This window comes from Nocardia puris, from assembly GCF_036051655.1.
Taxonomy (GTDB): domain Bacteria; phylum Actinomycetota; class Actinomycetes; order Mycobacteriales; family Mycobacteriaceae; genus Nocardia; species Nocardia puris.
Genome location: NZ_CP107943.1, coordinates 3,839,817 through 3,857,755, shown reverse-complemented (window position 1 = coordinate 3,857,755; position 17,939 = coordinate 3,839,817). Strand labels below are relative to the sequence as shown.

General features: G+C 70.2%; 20 protein-coding genes. 11 read left to right on the top strand and 9 right to left on the bottom strand.

Going from position 1 to position 17,939, the window contains the following annotated elements; all coding sequences use genetic code 11:
- Nucleotides 1-25: 25 nt before the first annotated feature.
- Entirely contained in the window at nt 26-1,522 is a 1,497-nt protein-coding gene (locus OHB21_RS17630; protein ID WP_067510857.1) for an MFS transporter, read from the bottom strand.
- Between the two features lie 122 nt (nt 1,523-1,644).
- On the opposite strand from OHB21_RS17630, the gene OHB21_RS17625 reads away from it, so the two are divergent.
- Nucleotides 1,645-2,322, top strand: a complete 678-nt coding sequence (locus tag OHB21_RS17625; RefSeq protein ID WP_067510858.1) for a TetR/AcrR family transcriptional regulator — start codon at nt 1,645-1,647, stop codon at nt 2,320-2,322.
- A 54-nt stretch (nt 2,323-2,376) separates the two neighbouring features.
- On the top strand, nt 2,377-3,672 hold the full coding sequence (locus OHB21_RS17620; protein ID WP_195125980.1) for a D-arabinono-1,4-lactone oxidase: 1,296 nt from the start codon (nt 2,377-2,379) through the stop codon (nt 3,670-3,672).
- On the opposite strand, the gene OHB21_RS17615 is transcribed toward OHB21_RS17620, so the two are convergent.
- Nucleotides 3,639-4,322 carry a hypothetical protein gene (locus OHB21_RS17615; protein WP_195125981.1) on the bottom strand — a complete coding sequence of 228 codons (684 nt, stop codon included), beginning with the start codon at nt 4,320-4,322 and terminating at the stop codon, nt 3,639-3,641. The two genes, OHB21_RS17620 and OHB21_RS17615, sit on opposite strands and share 34 nt — an antisense overlap.
- 125 nt (nt 4,323-4,447) lie before the next feature.
- Between OHB21_RS17615 and OHB21_RS17610 the strand changes: the two genes are divergently transcribed.
- A complete protein-coding gene (locus tag OHB21_RS17610) occupies nt 4,448-5,122 on the top strand; it encodes a helix-turn-helix domain-containing protein (protein WP_328439615.1) in 675 nt (224 codons plus the stop codon).
- A gap of 57 nt (nt 5,123-5,179) precedes the next feature.
- Complete coding sequence (locus OHB21_RS17605) at nt 5,180-6,019, top strand: hypothetical protein (RefSeq protein WP_195125983.1); 840 nt, start codon at nt 5,180-5,182, stop codon at nt 6,017-6,019.
- Nucleotides 6,020-6,055: 36 nt separating this feature from the next.
- Here the strand turns inward: OHB21_RS17605 and OHB21_RS17600 are convergent, their stop codons facing one another.
- Nucleotides 6,056-6,802 carry an SIR2 family NAD-dependent protein deacylase gene (locus OHB21_RS17600; RefSeq protein WP_195125984.1) on the bottom strand — a complete coding sequence of 249 codons (747 nt, stop codon included), beginning with the start codon at nt 6,800-6,802 and terminating at the stop codon, nt 6,056-6,058.
- Nucleotides 6,803-6,913: 111 nt separating this feature from the next.
- Between OHB21_RS17600 and OHB21_RS17595 the strand changes: the two genes are divergently transcribed.
- The 3 genes from OHB21_RS17595 (at nt 6,914) to OHB21_RS17585 (ending at nt 8,961) form a co-directional block, all read left to right on the top strand.
- The gene (locus OHB21_RS17595; RefSeq protein ID WP_195125985.1) at nt 6,914-7,822 is read left to right on the top strand and encodes an oxygenase MpaB family protein; all 909 of its coding nucleotides are present in this window, start codon (nt 6,914-6,916) and stop codon (nt 7,820-7,822) included.
- A gap of 285 nt (nt 7,823-8,107) precedes the next feature.
- The gene (locus tag OHB21_RS17590; protein WP_195125986.1) at nt 8,108-8,521 is read left to right on the top strand and encodes an arsenate reductase ArsC; all 414 of its coding nucleotides are present in this window, start codon (nt 8,108-8,110) and stop codon (nt 8,519-8,521) included.
- Between the two features lie 47 nt (nt 8,522-8,568).
- A complete protein-coding gene (locus OHB21_RS17585; protein ID WP_195125987.1) occupies nt 8,569-8,961 on the top strand; it encodes a VOC family protein in 393 nt (130 codons plus the stop codon).
- On the opposite strand, the gene OHB21_RS17580 is transcribed toward OHB21_RS17585, so the two are convergent.
- Nucleotides 8,943-9,650 carry a helix-turn-helix domain-containing protein gene (locus OHB21_RS17580; RefSeq protein WP_324192268.1) on the bottom strand — a complete coding sequence of 236 codons (708 nt, stop codon included), beginning with the start codon at nt 9,648-9,650 and terminating at the stop codon, nt 8,943-8,945. The genes OHB21_RS17585 and OHB21_RS17580 overlap by 19 nt on opposite strands.
- 155 nt (nt 9,651-9,805) lie before the next feature.
- Here OHB21_RS17580 and OHB21_RS17575 point away from each other — a divergent pair, with 155 nt between their 5' ends.
- Nucleotides 9,806-10,279 carry a YiiD C-terminal domain-containing protein gene (locus OHB21_RS17575; RefSeq protein ID WP_067510864.1) on the top strand — a complete coding sequence of 158 codons (474 nt, stop codon included), beginning with the start codon at nt 9,806-9,808 and terminating at the stop codon, nt 10,277-10,279.
- Between the two features lie 4 nt (nt 10,280-10,283).
- Here OHB21_RS17575 and OHB21_RS17570 read toward each other — a convergent pair whose 3' ends face one another.
- Entirely contained in the window at nt 10,284-10,769 is a 486-nt protein-coding gene (locus OHB21_RS17570) for a hypothetical protein (protein WP_195125988.1), read from the bottom strand.
- Between the two features lie 193 nt (nt 10,770-10,962).
- Between OHB21_RS17570 and OHB21_RS17565 the strand changes: the two genes are divergently transcribed.
- A complete protein-coding gene (locus OHB21_RS17565) occupies nt 10,963-11,730 on the top strand; it encodes a dienelactone hydrolase family protein (RefSeq protein WP_067510866.1) in 768 nt (255 codons plus the stop codon).
- 92 nt (nt 11,731-11,822) lie between these two features.
- Nucleotides 11,823-12,368: a thioredoxin family protein gene (locus tag OHB21_RS17560; RefSeq protein WP_067510867.1), complete on the top strand. Its 546-nt coding sequence runs from the start codon at nt 11,823-11,825 to the stop codon at nt 12,366-12,368.
- Nucleotides 12,369-12,371: 3 nt separating this feature from the next.
- On the opposite strand, the gene OHB21_RS17555 is transcribed toward OHB21_RS17560, so the two are convergent.
- Together OHB21_RS17555 and OHB21_RS17550 are read right to left on the bottom strand one after the other, a co-directional pair.
- Entirely contained in the window at nt 12,372-12,638 is a 267-nt protein-coding gene (locus OHB21_RS17555) for a hypothetical protein (protein WP_195125989.1), read from the bottom strand.
- Between the two features lie 223 nt (nt 12,639-12,861).
- Nucleotides 12,862-14,004: a hypothetical protein gene (locus OHB21_RS17550; RefSeq protein ID WP_195125990.1), complete on the bottom strand. Its 1,143-nt coding sequence runs from the start codon at nt 14,002-14,004 to the stop codon at nt 12,862-12,864.
- 115 nt (nt 14,005-14,119) lie between these two features.
- Here OHB21_RS17550 and OHB21_RS17545 point away from each other — a divergent pair, with 115 nt between their 5' ends.
- On the top strand, nt 14,120-15,544 hold the full coding sequence (locus OHB21_RS17545; protein WP_067510870.1) for an amidase: 1,425 nt from the start codon (nt 14,120-14,122) through the stop codon (nt 15,542-15,544).
- A gap of 123 nt (nt 15,545-15,667) precedes the next feature.
- On the opposite strand, the gene OHB21_RS17540 is transcribed toward OHB21_RS17545, so the two are convergent.
- Complete coding sequence (locus tag OHB21_RS17540; RefSeq protein WP_067510871.1) at nt 15,668-16,939, bottom strand: glycosyltransferase 87 family protein; 1,272 nt, start codon at nt 16,937-16,939, stop codon at nt 15,668-15,670.
- An 84-nt stretch (nt 16,940-17,023) separates the two neighbouring features.
- Entirely contained in the window at nt 17,024-17,905 is an 882-nt protein-coding gene (locus tag OHB21_RS17535; protein ID WP_195125991.1) for an ADP-ribosylglycohydrolase family protein, read from the bottom strand.
- Nucleotides 17,906-17,939 lie beyond the last annotated feature (34 nt).

Genomic DNA, 17,939 nt, shown 5'->3' with positions numbered 1-17,939 from the left:
GGCGCAGTCGTTTTCCGTGTGCGGCTCAGTGCGCCAGCACCGGCTCACCCTCGGCGGGCGCGGGCGCGGTGTTCGGCATGAGCACCGCCGCCAGCACGGCGCCGGCCACGAAGATCGCGGTGGCCCACCAGAAGCTGGTGGTGTAGCTCTCGATCTGGGCCTGCGCGGCGGCCAGCGGGCCGGGCTGCGCGGTGGACAGGTAGTCCGTGGCGGCCGAGGCGGCGATCGTGCTCAGCAGCGCGGTGCCGATGGAACCGCCGACCTGCTGGCTGGTGTTGATCATGGCCGAGGCCACACCCGCGTCCTCGTGATGGACGCCGGCGGTCGCGCCCTGGAACGCGGTCGCCATCGCGCCACCGAGGCCGAGGCCCATCAGCACCAGAGCGGGCAGGATGTGGGTGGCGTAGCCGGTGTCCAGGCCGATTTGGGTCAGCCAGGCCATACCGCCCGCGGCGATCAGGAAGCCCGCGGTCACGACCACTTTCGGGCCCACCTTGGGCAGCAGGAACGAGGGCGTGGTGGTGGACGAGACGATCATCGCCGCCACCATCGGCAGGAACGCGACGCCGGTCATGATCGGCGAGTACCCGAGGCTCAGCTGCATGTAGTAGGTGAGGAACAGGAAGATCGCGAACATCCCGATGCCCATCACGAACACGGTCATGTAGGAGCCGGAGCGGGTGCGGTCCAACAGGATTCGCATCGGCAGCAGCGGGTGCGCGACCCGGGTCTCCAGCCAGACGAACACCGCGAGCAGCGCGGCGCCGCCGAACAGGAAGGCCAGGGTGACGCCGTTGCTCCAGCCGTCGGTCTCGGCGTGCGCGAAACCGTAGACGATGCCGAACAGCGCCGCGGTCACCACGACGGTGCCGGGGATGTCGAGCTTGGGGCGCTCGGTGGCGACGTGCTTGGCCAGCAGCAGCACCGCGCCGACCAGCGCGACGGCGGCGAAGATCAGGTTGACGAACATCACCCAGCGCCAGTTGGCCCACTCGGTGAGCGCGCCGCCGAGCAGCAGGCCGATCGCGCCGCCGGTGCCCGCGACGGCGCCGAAGATGCCGAACGCCTTGGCCCGCTCACCGGGCTCGGTGAAGGTGACGGTGAGCAGCGAGAGCGCGGCGGGCGCGAGCAGCGCGCCGAACACACCCTGGCCCACGCGGGCGGCGACGAGGACTTCGAAGTTCGGCGCCGCGCCGCCGATGGCGGAGGCCACCGCGAAGCCGACCAGGCCGACGATGAAGGTGTTGCGGCGGCCGAAGAGGTCGCTGAGGCGGCCGCCGAGCAGCAGCAGACTGCCGAAGGCCAGGGCGTATCCGGTGATCACCCACTGGCGATCGGCGTCGCCGAACCCGAGGTCGAGCTGGGCGGCGGGCAGGGCGATGTTCACGACGGTGGCGTCGAGCACCACCATCAGCTGGGCGACGCCGAGGACGGCGAGCACCCACCAGCGCAGGGCGTGCGAGCCGCGGCGGCCCGACGGTGACTTGTCGAGGTCGGTCCCTCGATCGATCGCGGTGGTCATAGGTCCCCTCGGACTGAGTCGTAGAAATCGATGCGGAGGAATTGCCTCCGCTTACCGATGAAGCTATCACGTTAACGGAGGGATGTCCTCCGCTTAATCCCGATCGTTGGTAACATGGGGGTGTGAATCACGCCACGGCCCCCTCTCCACCCAGGCGCCTGCGTGCCGATGCCGCGCGAAACCAGCAGCGCATCGTCGCCGCCGCGCGCGAACTCTTCGCCGACCACGGACTCGAGATCACCCTCGACGACGTGGCCGAACGTGCCGGCGTCGGCGTCGGTACGGTCTACCGCCGCTTCGCGAACAAAACCGAACTGATCGCGGAGGTGTTCGAGCAGCACCTGGGCGATCTGCTGGTCGCCGCGCAGGAGGCGGCGCGGCACGAGGACCCGTGGCTGGGACTGGTCGAATTCTTCGAGTACGCGTGCGGGCACTTGGCCGCCAATCGCGGCTTCGGCGAGGTGATGCTCGAATTGCAGCAGGATCCAGAACGATTCGTCGCGCTGCGCGACCGCATCAAACCCGCCGTCGCCGAGGTCATCGACCGGGCGCGCGAGGCGGGCGCGCTGCAGCCCGACATCGAGTCGTCGGACTTCTTCGCCATGATCCACATGCTCGACGCGCTCACCGAGTTCACCAATCCGGTCAACCCGGGCACCTGGCGGCGCTACGTCGCGGTAATGCTCAACGGCGTGCGCTCCGACTCCGTCCCGCGCATGCCCCTGACGGTGCCGCCGCTCACCGATGACGAAGTGGAGCGCGCGAAGGCCCACGCCTGCGCGAGCCACCGCCGCCGGTAATCGAAAGCACCCTGCGGGTAGCGCGGGTCACACCCATGTCCTAAAGTTGGACACATGACCAAATGGGTGAACTGGGCGGGAGATCAATCCTGTACCCCGGCGGCCATCGCGACGCCGGGCAGCCCGGACGAACTCGCCGAACTCCTCACCGGCGCGGCCGACCGCGGCCAGAGCGTGCGCGTCGCGGGCGCGGGACACTCCTTCACCGACGCCGTCCTCACCGACGGACTACTGGTGAGCATGGCGAAGATGAACCGCATCCTCGCCGTCGACGCCGCCTCGGGACTGGTGCGCGTCCAGGGCGGGATCACCCTCAACGCCGCGAGCAACGCGCTGCACGCCGCCGGACTGGCCTTCCCCAACCTCGGCGATATCGACGTGCAGACCGTCGCGGGCGCGACCGCCACCGGCACCCACGGCACCGGCGCGACGCTCCAGAACATCTCCGCCGCACTGCATTCGGTGGAACTCATGACCGCCGAGGGCCGGCTCGTCGAACTCGACGCCGACACCGATCCCGACGGCTGGCGGGCGGCGCGGGTCAGCGTCGGCGCGCTCGGCGTGGTGACGGCCGTGACCTTGCGGCTGGTGCCCTCGTTCGTGCTGGAGGGCATCGAGCGACCGGTTCCGGTCGAGGACGTGCTCGCCGATCTGGACGCCTACGTCGACGGCAACGAGCACTTCGAGTTCTACATGTTCGCGCACAGCCCGCTGGCGATGACCAAGCGCAACAACCGGGTCGAGGAGGTCGAGCAGCCGCGCGGCAAGGCGCTGGACTGGTTCAACGACGTCCTCATGTCGAATCACGCGTTCGACGCGCTGTGCCGGGTGGCCAAGTGGCAGTCGGCGTCGATCCCGCTCATCCACCGTTTCGCCGCGCACGCGGGCAGCTACCGCCGCCAGGTGGACCGCTCGTATCGGGTCTTCGCCTCCCCCAGGCTCTTCCGTTTCACCGAGATGGAATACGCCATCCCGCGCGCCCATTCGGCCGACGCCATCCGCGAGATCAAAGAGGTCTCCGCGCGTTTCGCGACGCCGATGCCGATCGAGGTGCGCTGGGTGGCCCCCGACGACGCCTTCCTCTCCCCCGCCGGCGGCCGCGACACCTGCTACATCGCCGTCCACCAGTACCGCGGCATGGAGTGGGAGCCGTACTTCCGCGCCTGCGAAGAGGTGTTCGACCGCTACGAAGGCCGCCCCCACTGGGGCAAACGCCACTTCCAGACCGCCGAAACCCTCCGCCCCCGCTACCCCGGCTGGGACCACTTCACCGCCGTCCGCCGCCGCCTCGACCCCAAGGGCCTGTTCACCAACCCCTACCTCGACCGAGTCCTCGACCCGATCGGCTGAGGGGACACGGGACGCAGGGCTTTGATCTCCTCGATCTTCTGCTGCGACATCATGATCCCCTGCGAGAAGGTCTCCACCCGCGTGCGGGAAACCAAGGCGACGGTGAAGGTCGCGCAGACACCGGTATCGGTCCACAGCAAACCCGAGAGCTCTTTGGGTTTGCGCCCGTGGATCTCCACGACCGCAGCACCGCGCTGCCATTGGTCGGCAGCTTCGCCGGAGACAGGCCGGTAGTCGTACCGGAAGTCGAGTTCGCCGACCCGATCACTGTCGATGGTCAGCGACGATGATCTCGACACCGCCCGGATCGTCTCGATCATCATGACGACACGAACCCTGCTCGAGGACTGCTCCACGGCCACCACCAGATCCCTGGTCTCCCCGACCTCGACGCCGGCCGAACTGCGGCGTTCGGTAAGGGTGCCGACCCACGTCCCACCGAGCCATGGCTTGCCGGCGAAACGGTCGATGGGCGGCCAGCGCCAAGCCCGCGTGTCGTACAGCCAGTAGACGCCGATCGCCACGAACGGAAGCGTGAACGCGCTCCGGACGACAAGGTCGGGCAGGTCGATGTCGTACACCAACAGCAAGGCGTAGACGACGCCCACCATCAAGTAGGCGGTGACTTTGACGAGACGCTTGTTGGGCATGGCTCCCCAGCTTCGGATGACGTGGACGGTGGGTGACGCGTGTGACACTCATCGCCCCACCACAGCTGCGGGGCCTCCAGCCGTCCCCCTCGGCAGGTAGTCGTATCGTAGCCGAGAACAGGAAAATGGTTCCACAATGGGGTGGCTACCCTTTCCCGATCATCGATGCCGTTTGGCTAAAACACCTGCTAGCGTCCGCACCGAATTCGTCGCATCCTGACACGCCGGGTGGCATAGTGTTCCGCATGGGTGGCCAGGACAAATGGAAACACCTCGCCGCACAGGTCATTGCCCGCAGGCAGGAACTGGGCATGAGTACCAGGCAAGTGCTCGCCGACCACACCGGCTTGAACTATCGGGTACTGGGGGACCTGGAGCGCGGAACGAGGGGGGTGTCAGCGGGCACGCTCGCGATCGTCGAGCAAGCTCTCGGCTGGATGCCAGGAAGCGCACGACGAGTACTCGAGGGCGGGGAACCGGTCACTACCGACCGACTGGTCACCGCGGTGAGCGCCGCGGTCGACAAAACGTCGGGATCGCCCGCGACGCAAGGCGCGACAGCCATCCGGGGTCTCAGCGAAGCGTACGGAATCGCCGCCGAATTGACCGAGCGTGGCGATGCCACCACCGGCAACAGGCTGCTCCAGGCGTTGGCACGGATCGGACGCGGAATGCTCCTGTACTCCGACGATCTCCGAGGCCCGGACGGCGCATTGGCCGACGGCGATCAGATCCGCCGACAGACCCTTCCACCCGAACGGTGGCCGGACCCGGACCAGCCCGGGTCGCCCTCCTGTTGAACGTGCGCGCCCGCGGACGGCGCAGCATGTCGGACCCCGCGTGTAAGTTATGAAAACGTGATCATCCTTGGGTTGGTCCCGGCGATCCTGCTGGCTGTCGCGCTGCGGCGCGCGCGCTCGTGGGGTGAGCCGATGACCCGTCGCCTCACGATCGCCCTCACAGCGCTGGCGGTCGCCTCGGGCTGCACCGTCTGCGCGGTCACCGACGTCGCCGAGACGCTCGGCGCCCGCCATTTCGGGCTGGGCGGCCTTCCGGAGTTCATCAGCCATGTGGCGGCGCTCATCGCCTGCGGGGCAATGCTCGAGTGGAGCATGGTCTCCGCGCGGCACGAGCCACGACTGCCCGTGTTCCGCGTGGTGACGGCGACAGCCGTGGCACTGCTCGTCCTCCTGTACGCGGTCACAGGACTTTCCGCACCCGGAGGTCCGGGCATTCTCGCGGCGGGGACGCTGTCCTCACGCGCGTACGCCCTCGTGTACGCGGGCACGATCGCCTGGGCCGCGGCGCACCTCGCGTACCTCATGGTCGACGCGATCCGCAGGCGCACCGGCGGCAAGATCGTCTGTGCCGCACTGGGGTTCGCGAGTGCCGCGGCCATCGTGTACAGCGTCGGCGTGGTGGGCTTCGGTATGATCCCGACATCGCCCGAGATGATCATCCGGTGGACCTGGCTCACCGCGGGTCCTTCACTCCTCGGCTTCGCGGTCGCGGGCGCGGTCGGCTGGTTCCCCGGCCACAAAGGCAGCCAGAGCGAACACACCGATCCTGACGCTCCCCGGCCCGGCGACGACGACCCGCGCTTCGATCGCGTCTTCGATCTGCGGCACATCGAAGTGGCGACCGGCACGGACCGCCCCGCAGTCCCACCGCGCAGGGGCGCCGCACGCTTCGCATAGTCCGCGCTTCCGGGTACGGCCGCGCGCTGAGCGCGGTCAGCTCGACAGGATCTCCTGGACCAGGCGGGGGACGGCGGTGCCGATGGGTTCGCGGATCACTTCGGTGGCGAGGGTGTCGTAGGGGGTGGGTTCGGCGTTGACGATGACGAGGTCGGCGCCGGAGCGGACGGCGATCAAGCAGAGTGAGGCCGCGGGTTCGACCTGCAAGGACGTGCCGATGGCGAGGAACAGGTCGCTGGTCTCGGCGGTGAGGGCGGCTTTGGTGAGGCTGCGGCGGTCCAGTTGCTGGCCGAACATGATGGTGGCGGCCTTGAGGATGCCGCCGCAGGCCGGGCAGGGCGGATCGGGTTCGCCCGCCGCGACCCGCTCCAGCGTCTCGGCCATGGTCGCCGCGAAATCGCACTCCACGCAGACCACGTCGAACATGTTGCCGTGGATCTCGATGACCCGCCCGTCCGGGAACCCCGCCCGCTGGTGCAGGCGGTCGATGTTCTGGGTCACCACGGTGACCGCGCGCCCGGCCTGATTCAGCTCGACCAGCGCCCGGTGCGCGGCGTTGGGCACCGCCTGCCAGGCCGGGTTGTCGCGCCGCGCGAGCCAAGAGCGCTGCCGCAGTTCGGGATCGGAGACGTAGGCGTCGTAGGTCGACAGCAACTCGGCGATCGGGTCCTTCGTCCATACGCCGCGCGGCCCGCGGAAATCCGGGATACCGGAGTCGGTGGAGATGCCCGCGCCGGTGAGGACGCCGATCCGGCCGGGTCGGGTGCGCCAATCCGTCGTCATGAATCCCAGCCTAGGGGTGGCGCACCGGCCGCCACCCTGCCAAGATGATGAGAAGATGTTAGCTTAATCATCTCATCGTATTGCACCGTGCGACGATCAAAGGAGATCGCCATGACCGCGTCCGTCGCCGTGGACCTCACGCCGCGGAACCAGCCGCCCCGCCGCCCGATCGCACCCGGTACCCGGATGTGGGACGAAACGGGGCTCGTCACGTTCTCGCTCACCGCGGGATCGGCGTTCCTGCTCCAGACGATGGAACCCACCATCGCCGCCGTCGTCGACGAACACTCGACCTTCCGCACCGACCCGATGGGGCGCGCGCTGCGCAGCCTGGCCTCGGTGATGATGTGGATCTACGGCGGCGAGGAGGCCCTGGCCGAGGCCGACCGCCTGCGCGCCATGCACGCCTCGCTCAACACCACCGACGCCGAGGGCGTGCGCCACAAGGCGCTCAGCGCCGGTCCGTGGGCCTGGGTCCTGCACACCGGCACCTACGCCTTCACCGAGAACGCGAAGTACTTCGCCCGCCGCCCGCTCACCTACGCCGAGAAGGAGGCGTACTACCAGGAGACGTTGCAGCTGCTGCGCAACTTCTCCGTCGCGCCGAAGGAAGTGCCCGCCGATTTCGCGGCCTTCGAGACGTACTTCGCCGATATGGTCGCCAACCACTTGCAGGAGACCTCGACCGCGCACGACTACCTGCGAGTGATCCGCTCCGTCGCCCCGCCGAAGCAACTGCCGCGGGTGTTCGCGCCGCTGTGGCGAGCGCTCGTCGCGCCCGTGGGCCGGTTGCAGTACTTCGTCACAGTGGGCACCACCCCCGAACCGGCCCGCCGCAAACTCGGCCTCACCTGGACCGAATCCGACGAACGCAAGCTGCGCGCTTTCGGCTGGATCATCGCGCGCACCGTCCCCTTGTTGCCGGAGCGGTTGCGCTACTTCCCGATCGCCTACGAGGCACGCAAGCTCGAACGCGACCGCGCCCGCCTGCGCAAGGTGATGGACCTGCGCCCCATTTAGTAAGAGCCCCAAGCACTCTCGGACCGGCGGTCGAGTTTCTCGACCGACCGGTCCGTTCGCATGTGCGCGGAAATTTTCACCACGGCAACTCCTTTCGCAGCGCGACGCCCCTAGCTGCGCAAACATCCGGCGACCGGGCGCGGAACCGGGAGTGGCGAGCACCGGACACGCCCCCGTCCGCAGCGCGCCCCCGCGCGTATCCCTTACGCTACGACAGCGTTTCGACCCGGTCTGGGCGAAACGGGCACCGCACGACCGAAGTACCAGCCACCGAAAGGCGTCCCGATGGCCCACAAACCCAGCGTGCTGTTCGCCTCCGCGTGCGACGCGGGCCGTTCACAGATGGCCGCCGGGTTCCTCACCGAGCTCGCCGGTGACCGCATCGACGTCCGGTCCGCGGGCGTCACGCCCGCCGAGCGCCCCAACCCCGTCGTGGTGGCGGCGATGGCCGAGGTCGGGATCGATATCGCCGGGCGCATCCCGCGCAAACTCACCGACGAGGCGGTCGGCGTCTCCGATGTGGTGGTCACCATGGGCTGCGGCGACGCGTGCCCGTTCTTCCCCGGCATCAGCTATCGCGACTGGGTACTGCCCGATCCGGCGGACGAGACGATCGAGGTGGTGCGCACGATCCGTGACCGGATCCGCATCCTGGTCGAGAACCTCATCGGCGAGCTGGTCCCCACCCGCACGCACTGACCGATTTCTTCAAGACCGGCCCGCCGCGGCCGCCTTACGCTGCCGCTATGACACCGCGACTCGACTTCATCGGCATCGTCGTCTCCGACATGGCCGCCACCCTCGACTTCTACCGCCGCCTCGGCCTCACCTTCCCCGAGGGCGCGCACACCCAGCCGCACGTCGAGGCGGAACTGACCGGCGGCTTCCGGCTCGCGTTCGACACCGAGGAGACCATCCGCGCCTTCATGCCGGACTGGCGCGCTCCCGGCGATTCCGGCCGCATGGGCTTGGCCTTCCGCTGCGCCGACCCGGCCGAGGTGGACGCGAAATACGCCGAGCTGGAAGCGGCCGGCTATCACGGCGAGAACAAGCCCTGGGACGCGCCGTGGGGCCAGCGCTACGCCTCGGTGCTCGATCCCGACGGCAACGGCGTCGACCTCTACGCGCCGCTGGGCTGACCGCCGAGCCACTCGCCCAGCGTCATCCCGGAGAACTCCCGCATGTCCCGCGCGAGGTGCGCCTGATCGGCGTAACCCGTGCGGGCCGCGGCCTCGGCGGCGGGCGTTCCGGCCCAGGCGGCCGCCAGCGCGCGCTGCAACCGCAGGATGCGGGCGAGGGTCTTCGGCCCATAGCCGAAGGCGTCCAACGCGCGCCGATGCAGGGTGCGCGCGCCGATGCCGACCGCATCCGCGCTGGCGGCGACCGAACTCCCCGCCGCGAGGGCGCGCACCACACCGGTCAGAGCCCGGTCGGGCGGATCGGTGCGCGCGGCACGGCGCAGCGCGATCGCTTCCACCGCGGCGGCCCGGTCGGCGGATTCCCCGACGCGGCCGGCCAATGCGCGCACGGTGGCGGCGGGGAACAGGTCGGCGAGATCGACGCGCCGGTCCCGCAATTCGTGCGCGGGCACGCCGAGCAGCGCGGGCGCGGCACCGGGAAAGAACCGGATGCCCGCGTAGTGCCCACCGCCCGCTGGGAGATACGCGGCCGTGTCGGGCCCCGCGACGAGCAGCGTGCCGTCGCACCAGATCAGATCCATGCAGCCGTCGGGCAACACCGGACGCGCGCCGCCGACTCCCGAACGCGTCCACAGGACCGCGCCGGGCAACCGCGACGGCCGCTCGCGGTAGTCTGTCACCTCGACCACGACCCGAGCCTACCTGCGGTTACCGACACCGTGATTGCGCCGGAGCCGGGACCTTCCTAATCTGATGTCACCCGCCCTCAGCCGAGGCGGGCCGGTGTATCGGGGACGGCGCGGTCCGCGCCCGCCGCGCCGGATCGAGCGCGAAAGGACTCCCGATGACCGAGCACGCCGCCGAGGACGCCCCGCCCTTCACCGACATCGTCAACGGCGCTCTGGAATTCACCGTCCCGGCCGCCGCGAAGATGGGGGTACGTGCGCTCGACGTGCGGCGCGGTTATGCCGCGACCACGGTTCCGGTGGAGGGCAACGGCAATCATTTCGGGGTGATCTACGCCGGTGTGCAGTTCACCGTCGCCGAGGTGCTGGGCGGCGCGATCGCCGTGGCCACCTTCGACAATTCGGCGTACTTCCCGCTGGTGAAGGGGTTCGAGATCAAATTCGTGGGCATGGCGCGGTCCGAGCTGCGCGCCGAGGCGACCCTGTCGGAGGAGGAGATCGCGCGGATCGAGGCGGAGGCGGCCGAGCGCGGCAAAGCCGATTTCACGCTCGAGGCCGTGGTCACCGACGCCGAAGGCAAGACGGTCGCGGTGACGAAGGGGCTGTACCAGCTACGCGCGCACGGGAAGTAGCGCGTCAGCCGGGCAGCACGCCGCGCGGCACCACCAGCACGTAGCGCAGGGCGGCGTCGGTGACCGCGTTGTCGGCATCGGCGCACCCGACGGTCACCTCCGCGCCGGGCGGGGAGGAGAACGTCCACAGCGTGATCCACCGCTTGCCGCCGATCTCCTCCTGTTTGCGCGGTTCCTCCGACCGCAGATCCTCATTGCGTCCGGTGCCGTCGGTTACCGTGCAGCGCACGGCGGAGGCGGCGTCACCCCATTCGGCGGGCGCGTTGATATCCAGTACCGCGTCCGCGGGCACGGGCACATTCACGCTCTCGCCCAACGGAATTCGCACGGCACCGGGAATATCGACGGGTTCGGACGCGGGTGCGGCCTCCGACGCCGTGGCGCTCGTCGAGACCGGAGTGGTGGCGGCCTCCTCGGTCCCGTTGTCGTCGGAGCAGCCCGTCATCGTGGCGACCAGCAGCGCGGGCGCCGCCATCCAGCTCAGTTTCACGGTTCGACCTCTCTTCACCCGGCGCGGGACGCCGGGCCAGTCAGCGGAGAACAGTCAACGAAAAACCTTCCCGATGCTCTGCACAGTACCCGGACGGTAATTGCGCAATTGGGCGGCAAATAGCGTGTGTCGCCGCCGAATCGAACGGCTGACTAGGATTTCCGTGACCGGCTGCCACTCTCCGAGGATTTCGATGCCCCACGCCGTCACTTTTCGCACGCTCGACGTCCCGGCGCTCGACGGCGCCGCCGACGCCTACCTCGCCCGGCCCGACGACGGCACGGCGCACCCCGGCGTGCTGCTGATCATGGACGCGTTCGGCCTGCGGCCGCGGCTAGGCGAGATGGCCGAGGAGATCGCCGCCCGGGGGTACACGGTGCTGGCGCCGAACGTCTTCTACCGCACCGGCCGCGCGCCGGTGCTGCCCATGCCCGATCCGGCGGTCGAGGGTGCGCACGCCGCGTTCTTCGCCGCGCTCGGCCCGGCGCGCGAGGCGCTCACCCCGGACCGGGCGATCGGGGACATCGGCCGCTATCTGGACTGGCTGGACGCGTCGGAGTTCGTGGCGCCGGGACCGCTCGCCGTGACGGGCTACTGCATGGGCGGACGGCTCGCGTTGCGCGCGGCCGCGGAGTTCGGCGACCGGATCGCCGCGGCGGCGAGCTTCCACGGCGGCCGCCTCGCCGCCGAGGACAGGCCCGACAGTCCGCATCACGCGGCCGACCGGATCAGCGCGGAACTGTTCATCGCGCACGCGGACGCCGACCAGTCCATGCCGCCGGAACAGATCGCCCGCCTCGACCGCGCCCTGGAGGACGCGGGCGTGCGCCACACCTCGGTGGTGTACGAGGGGGCGCGGCACGGATTCACGATGAGCGACATCCCGCCCTACGACGAGGCGGCCGCGCGCAGGCATTTCACCGATCTGTTCGCCCTGCTGGACCGGGCGCTGTCCGGGTAGACGAGCTGGTCGTTACGTCATACCGATCCGAGCGATCCCGGAAACACCGGCCGCGCATCCCGTTAATCTCGAACGATCGGACGGAGGCAGGAATGGCACTGGAATCCCTCATGATCCCGCTCGGCACGCCGGCGCCGGAGTTCGCGCTACCCGATCTGGACGGCCGCGTCCACCGGCGCGCCGACTACGCGGACGGCCCCGGCCTGCTCGTGATCTTCGCGTGCAACCACTGCCCGTACGTGAAGCACGTGGAAGCCGAACTCGGTGCGGTGGTGCGGGATTCGGACATCCCCACCTTCGCGATCTGCTCGAACGACGCGACCGCCTACCCCGACGACGGGCCGGAAGGTCTTCGCGCGCAAACGAAACGGGCCGACTGGACCTTCCCGTACCTGATCGACGCGTCCCAGGAGGTCGGCCGCGCGTTCGGCGCCGCCTGCACGCCCGACTTCTTCCTCTACGGCTCGGGACTCACACTGGCCTACCGGGGCGCGTTCGACGAATCCACCCCGGGCAACGGCAAACCGGTCACCGGCGGCGAGCTGCGCGCCGCCCTGGCCGCCGTGCGCGCGGGCGCGGCCGTGCCGGAACCCCACCGGCCGAGCATGGGCTGCTCGATCAAGTGGCGGGACGGCTGAGCGTCAGACGCCGACGACCGCGTTCATGATGGTGCCCGCGCTGGTGGCCACGACGCCGCCGAGCATGGCGCCCGCGACCATCTTGGGCGATTGCAGGCCGCCGCCCGACCACTTCTCCCAGGCGAAGCGCCCGCCCGCGAAGGTGATGGCGGCGATGCCGGAGAGCAGCACGAACCAGGTCAGATAGCGGACCATCTGCATGATCTTGTCCGAGATCGGCGGGGCCTCCGGGGTCGGATTACCGACCTGGGCCAGAACTGCGCCGTACATATCCTGTGCCGTAGCGAGAATCGTGCTCACAGCCGTACCCCTCTTCAGCTATCGCGACAGTTCGAGAACGCCGTAGCAGATCGTACCCCTTACCGGCCGGAAACATTGCGGGCCAGCGGGATTCATCAAACAAAACGACCGGTCGGAAATCGAGAAAAGCGGCCATTCCGGACGAGCATCGGCACCCCGCGCACAACGGCTCCGGCCGTTCGGGCCGCCGCGCTCACCGACATCCGGGCGCGACGAAATCCGACGCCGCGCCGACCTCGGTGCGCGGGTGATACTCGCCCATCGCCGCCGCCGGATCGTCCGCGTCCGCCCGCTGAATCGAATGGTAGAAGTCGTTCGCGGGCAACATGTTCCGCAGGATGAGCAGGGTGGCGAAGCGGGTGGTCGGCAACCACGCCACCCCGCATTCCGCCGTCGCGTGCGCCGGGCGGTCGGCCGGGTCGGAGACCACCACGGTGAAGTACCCGTCCGCATCCACCGGCACCTCGTCGTCGACCACGCAGGCCGACACCCGGGTGCTGAACAACTCGTTCGAGCACAGCGACCAATACCGCACCTCCCCCGCGCCCATCCGCGATTCCCCGCCGACCGTGGCGGGCGTGGCGGGGGCCTTCGCCCGCACCACCGCCACCTCCCCGGCGCGCGGCGCGACACGCGACGTCAGGTACTGGTTGTCCGGATTGGCGAACAACCCGTTTCCGCTGGTCTTGGACCAGGTTCGCCCCTCGCGACCGGGCAGGTCCGGACCGCTGGGCAGGTGCACCGTGCCGGGATCGGCGGGACTCGCCGCGGGTGGGCAGGCGGGCAGCGTGCGCGATCCTTGCGCACCGTTGACCGTGATCTCGGGCAGCGGTTCGCCACCGAGCGCGTCACGTCCCGCGTCCGGGCGGTACACGCGGTAGATCAGCACGGCCAGGGCCGGATCCGCGTACAAGGTGTTGGGTTCGGGCCGCTCCGGACGCGGACCGGGCAGCACGCGCACGGTGTACGAGCGGTCGGTGGCGGTGCGATCGGCGCCCGGAAGGAAGGGATTGACGCTGCCCGGGTCCGGCGCGATGCGCAGGTCGTCGAGCCCGTCGAACGTCTGCGCACCGCGATAGCTGGTGAACGAGATGTAGCGGCCGTGCGGGAACCGCCCGCGCAAGGTGACACCCTCCGGCGGCAGCGCGGGGACGGCGGCCACCCAGTAGTTGGCGAACGTGTCGGGCAGCGCGACGTTGAGGGTGTCGGCCCCGACCCGCCCGCTCCACCCGCACTCCGACAGCGGTGCCGCCTGCGCGGACGTCATCGGCAGCACGCCCAGCGTCACGAAGGTCAACACGGCGAGCGCGCGGCGCAGCGCGGAAGAGGCGATCACGCACCGAGTATCGCCGATCGATCGGGGGTGCGCGCCCTTGACACCATCCGGCGGGGCGGCATGTAATCAGGACCCCTTGTCAGGCGTCCACTTCGGGCGCGGGAGAGGAGCGCGCATGACCTCGCACGGCGACCGGCCCCGGTTCACCGGGGTGATCGGCCAGGCCGACGCCGTGCGCGAGGGCTTGATCTCGGCGCGCGAACTCACCGAGCAGACCCTCGCCCGCATCGAGCGAATCCAGCCGCGCCTCAACGCCTTCACCACGGTCCTCGGCGAGGAGGCGCTCGCCGAGGCCGACGCGCGCGACGCCGCGGACGCTCCGCTGGGCCCACTGCACGGCGTCCCGATCGCGATCAAGGACGAGGCCGACGTGGCGGGCGCGCGCACCACCTACGGCGGCGCGGCCGTCACCACGCCGGCCGCCGCGGACTCCGAGATCGTGCGGCGGCTGCGGGCGGCGGGCGCGATCATCGTCGGCAAGACCGCGATGCCCGAGTTCGGCGCCTGGCCCTACACCGAATCCGCCGCGCACGGCTACACCCGCAACCCGTGGGACCCCACGCGCGGCACCGGCGGCTCCAGCGGTGGTTCGGCGGCCGCGGTCGCCTCGGGCGCGGTGGCCGCGGCGACCGGTGGCGACGGCGGCGGCTCCTTGCGCATCCCGGCGGCGAGCTGCGGCCTCTTCGCGGTCAAACCCCAGCGCGGGCGCGTGAGTACGGCGCCGCACCGCGATCTGTGGCGCGCGCTCGGCGTGCTGGGCGTGCTCACCCGGTCGGTGGCCGATAGCGCGCTGCTCCTCGACGTGATCAGCGGCAACCAGCAGACCGACCGCTGGCGGCCCGCACCACCCGCCACGCCGTTCGCGGACGCCCCCGAATCCGGCCCGCTGCGCATCGCGGTGTCCGTGCGGCCCGCCGTCCGGTTCGTCCGGCCCGATCCGGAATGCGTGTCGGCCGTGCACTCGATCGCCGACACGCTCGCCGGCCTCGGCCACCACGTCGAGGAGTTCGAGCTCCCCTATCCCGAGGCCGCCCCCGCGTTCCTGCCGCAATTCGTCGGCGGGCTCGCGGAGGAAGCCGCGCGTGTGGACCGGCCCGACCTGCTCGAGCGGCGCACCCGTCGTATCGCGACGGCGGCTCGACTGTTCACCCCGGAGCGGGTGCTGCGCGCGGCCGAGGCGCGGGGCGACCGCATCGCGGAGCGCGTCAACACCGTGTTCGACCGGTTCGACCTCGTCCTCACCCCGGTGCTGCCCACGCTGGCGCCGACGCTCGGCAAGCTCGACGGCGCGGGCGTACTGCGCGCCGCCCTTCGCGGCCTGCCGTTCACCGCGTACACGGCGATGTGGAATCTGTGCGGCAATCCGGCGGCGGCGGTGCCCGCGGGCTGGTCGCGCGACGGTCTTCCGCTGAGCGTGCAGCTCGTCGGCCGCCCCGGTGACGAACTCGGAATCCTGGGCGTCGCACGGCAACTCGAAACGGCGCGGCCGTGGGCGGACCGTTGGCCGGACGAATCAGTCATTTCCGGCGCGCCGCACTGATTCTCAGGCGACTCTCAGACAACAACGGGTGCGCGGCTCAGGTAGACGCCGTTGAATCCAGGGTGGCTGCCCCGCCCGGTTCCCTCTACATCGGGCGGTAGGCAGCGCCAAATCCCTTGGCCGTCAGTGCGGCACCAGCTCCGCGCGCTCGGGCACGCTGACCTTCTCGACAGCGGTCGAGCGCCGCGCCGTCACCAGGTACGCCACCACCAGCAGCACGCTCAACCACACGTAGGTGTTGCCGATGAAGTGCTGCCACGGCGTCCACAGCGACTCCTTGTCCTCACCGCTCGGCAGCCAGTTCTGCGGCCCGTAGACGAACACCGCCGCCGTCGCCGTGGCCACCGTGAGCCAGACCAGCGCCGTGCGCCACGGCATCCGCACCGCGTAACCGACCATCGCGAACAGCGCGGGCGCGATCCAGATCCAGTGGTGCGACCACGAGATCGGCGAAACCAGCAGCGTGAACACCGCGTTGATGGACAGCGCCAGCGCGGGCAGGTGCTGCGCCTGGCGCATCGCGGCCACCACCAGCACCAGCAACGCCGCGCCGGCCGCCAGCCAGATCAGGGTGAACGCGGGCTCGGGCACCCGCAATCGCGCCAGCACCGCCTGGATGGACTGATTGGTGTGGAAGGCCGAGCCGCTGAGCCCGTCCACGTTGAGGCCGCCGAACCAGTACTTCATCGACATGCTCGGCAGCACGGCGAAACTCAGGCCCGTCGCGACCGCCCCGGTGACGGCGGCCGTCGCCGCGGCCTTGTAGTCCTTGCGCACCAGGAAGTAGAGAACGAACGCGGCGGGCGTGAGCTTGATGGCCGCCGCGATGCCGACCAGCATGCCGCGCCGCCACTTCGGTTTCTCGGTGAGGCAGTCGGCCGCCACCAACGCCATCAGCAGCAGGTTGACCTGCCCGAAGTCCAGCGTGGAGCGGGTCGGTTCGAGCAGCATCGCCAGCGGTGCGGCGCACGCGGTGGCGAACAGCGCGGTGCGGCGCACGTTCTCCTCCGGCCAGACGCGGCGCGCCACCAGGTAGAGCGTGAGCGTCAGCGCGGCGGTCGAGGTGATGAAGAAGGCGAACGCGGCGACATCCCACGGCAGCAGCGCGAACGGCGCCAGCACCAGCGCGGCGAACGGCGGATAGATGAAGGGCAGTCCGATGCCCAGCGTGGTCTGCGGGAGCTGGCCGTACATATCGCCGCCGTGGCGCAGCGTCTCCACCCCGAGCCGATAGACCTGCAGGTCGATGAAACCGCCGCTGATCTCCTTGAACGGCCACAGCGGGGTCCGTAGACAGACGGTGGTGAAGACGACGAGCAGCGCGGGCACGAGCCACACCACGCGCTGCATGCGGCGGCTCGACGACTTCGGCACATCACGGACGGAACTACTCATCCGCGGCGACTATACCGATCGAGTCGCCCGCGTTCGAACCACAGGCGGAAGATCGGCGCAGATCAGCACGTTGCCTAGCGATTGCTAGGCGCCGGTCAGGCGCACTCCGGACCAGTCGGGCAGCTCTTCGCAAGAGGCCCGCCACGCGGCGGGCACCAGCGACTCGCCGAGGATGCCGCCGACGATCGCGCAGGTGGTGTCGACGTCGCCGCCCACGCTCGCGGTGACCCAGTTCGCGGTCGCGAAGTCGAGGTGGTGCGCGGCCACCCACAGGCAGAACGGGACGGTGTCGGGCGCCGACACGTCGCGTCCGTTCCCGAGGGCCGCGGCGGCCGCTTCGGGGTCTCCCGCCAACGCGCGCGCCGCCAGGATGCCCTCGTGCACCGCGCCCGCCGGCGTGCGTGCGGCGACCGCATCCAGGAACTCGGGTCCGCGCAGCTCGGGTTCGGTCGCACGCAGGGCGGTGGCGAGGCCGACCGCGACGGCGCCCGCCACGCCTTCCGGATGCGCGTGCGTCACCTCCGCCGACGCCGCCGATTCGGCGACTACCCGGTCGAGATCGTCGGCGAAGTACGCCCCGATCGGCGCCACCCGCATGGCCGCGCCGTTGCCCCAGGACCCCTGCCCGCCGAACGCGTCGGTGGCCAGCGTCCGCCAGTTCCCGCCTTCCTGGCGGATGAGCCGCAGCATCCGGTTGACGCCCGGCCCGTATCCGCGATCGAAGTCGTGGCGCTCGGCGAACGACGCGGCCAGCGCGTCCTGCTCGATCGTGCCGAGCCGCGCCAGCACCGTGACGACCGAGCACGCCATCTCGGTGTCGTCGGTCCACGGCCACACCGGCGGCGGGAGGGTCCGCTCCCGCAGCGCGGGGAGATTGGCGGGAACGAAGAAGTTGGCGCCGAACGCGTCGCCCACGGCAAGGCCGCGGAGGGACGCGACGGCGCGGGCGAGGCGGTCGGTGGTCATGGTCGCGATTCTGCCGGGAGGTGTCGGATTTCGC

Coding starts and splice junctions, on each gene's coding strand:
- OHB21_RS17630 (WP_067510857.1), bottom strand. CDS start 1,522: ATGACCACCGCGATCGATCGAGGGACCGACCTCGACAAGTCACCGTCG.
- OHB21_RS17620 (WP_195125980.1), top strand. CDS start 2,377: ATGACCAAATGGGTGAACTGGGCGGGAGATCAATCCTGTACCCCGGCG.
- OHB21_RS17615 (WP_195125981.1), bottom strand. CDS start 4,322: ATGCCCAACAAGCGTCTCGTCAAAGTCACCGCCTACTTGATGGTGGGC.
- OHB21_RS17610 (WP_328439615.1), top strand. CDS start 4,448: ATGGTTCCACAATGGGGTGGCTACCCTTTCCCGATCATCGATGCCGTT.
- OHB21_RS17600 (WP_195125984.1), bottom strand. CDS start 6,802: ATGACGACGGATTGGCGCACCCGACCCGGCCGGATCGGCGTCCTCACC.
- OHB21_RS17595 (WP_195125985.1), top strand. CDS start 6,914: ATGACCGCGTCCGTCGCCGTGGACCTCACGCCGCGGAACCAGCCGCCC.
- OHB21_RS17590 (WP_195125986.1), top strand. CDS start 8,108: ATGGCCCACAAACCCAGCGTGCTGTTCGCCTCCGCGTGCGACGCGGGC.
- OHB21_RS17585 (WP_195125987.1), top strand. CDS start 8,569: ATGACACCGCGACTCGACTTCATCGGCATCGTCGTCTCCGACATGGCC.
- OHB21_RS17575 (WP_067510864.1), top strand. CDS start 9,806: ATGACCGAGCACGCCGCCGAGGACGCCCCGCCCTTCACCGACATCGTC.
- OHB21_RS17565 (WP_067510866.1), top strand. CDS start 10,963: ATGCCCCACGCCGTCACTTTTCGCACGCTCGACGTCCCGGCGCTCGAC.
- OHB21_RS17560 (WP_067510867.1), top strand. CDS start 11,823: ATGGCACTGGAATCCCTCATGATCCCGCTCGGCACGCCGGCGCCGGAG.
- OHB21_RS17555 (WP_195125989.1), bottom strand. CDS start 12,638: ATGTACGGCGCAGTTCTGGCCCAGGTCGGTAATCCGACCCCGGAGGCC.
- OHB21_RS17545 (WP_067510870.1), top strand. CDS start 14,120: ATGACCTCGCACGGCGACCGGCCCCGGTTCACCGGGGTGATCGGCCAG.
- OHB21_RS17540 (WP_067510871.1), bottom strand. CDS start 16,939: ATGAGTAGTTCCGTCCGTGATGTGCCGAAGTCGTCGAGCCGCCGCATG.
- OHB21_RS17535 (WP_195125991.1), bottom strand. CDS start 17,905: ATGACCACCGACCGCCTCGCCCGCGCCGTCGCGTCCCTCCGCGGCCTT.